Source organism: Micromonospora sp. NBS 11-29, assembly GCF_002140155.1.
GTDB lineage: Bacteria > Actinomycetota > Actinomycetes > Mycobacteriales > Micromonosporaceae > Micromonospora.
Genome location: NZ_NAPR01000012.1, coordinates 28,480 through 28,928 on the forward strand (window position 1 = coordinate 28,480; position 449 = coordinate 28,928).

Below are 449 nucleotides of genomic sequence, written 5' to 3' on the forward strand. Positions count from 1 at the left end.
ACCCACACCGGCCAGGTACAACTCCCCCACCACCCCGCGCGGGGCCGGATTGCCGTGCCGGTCCAGCACGTACGCCCGGGTGCCGGGCAGCGGCCGACCGATCGGCGGACGCGCCACACCGGGCGTGACCAGGGCAGCCGTCGAGTACGTCGTGTCCTCCGACGGCCCGTACAGGTTGTGCACCGCCCGCACACCCGGATGCGCGTGCAGATCGGTGACCAGGTCGCCCGGTAGTGGCTCACCCGCGAGGTTCACCGTCCGCACGCTCGCCGGCAGCCGGTGGGCGCGCAGCAGCTCCCGGGCCAGGCTGGGCACCGTGTTCACCAGCGTCACCGGATGCTGCACACCCGGCAGGTCGAACAGGCTGTCCACCAGGACCACCGTGCCGCCGCACGACAACGGCGCGAACAGCTCGAACACCGACAGGTCGAAACAGATCGACGTCGACG

Annotated in this window: 1 protein-coding gene; it reads right to left on the reverse strand. The window is 71.7% G+C overall.

The window, feature by feature from the left end; translation table 11 throughout:
- Positions 1–449 (reverse strand): AMP-binding protein (locus B1205_RS14945; protein WP_140158075.1); only part of this gene is annotated, 449 nt, incomplete at both ends.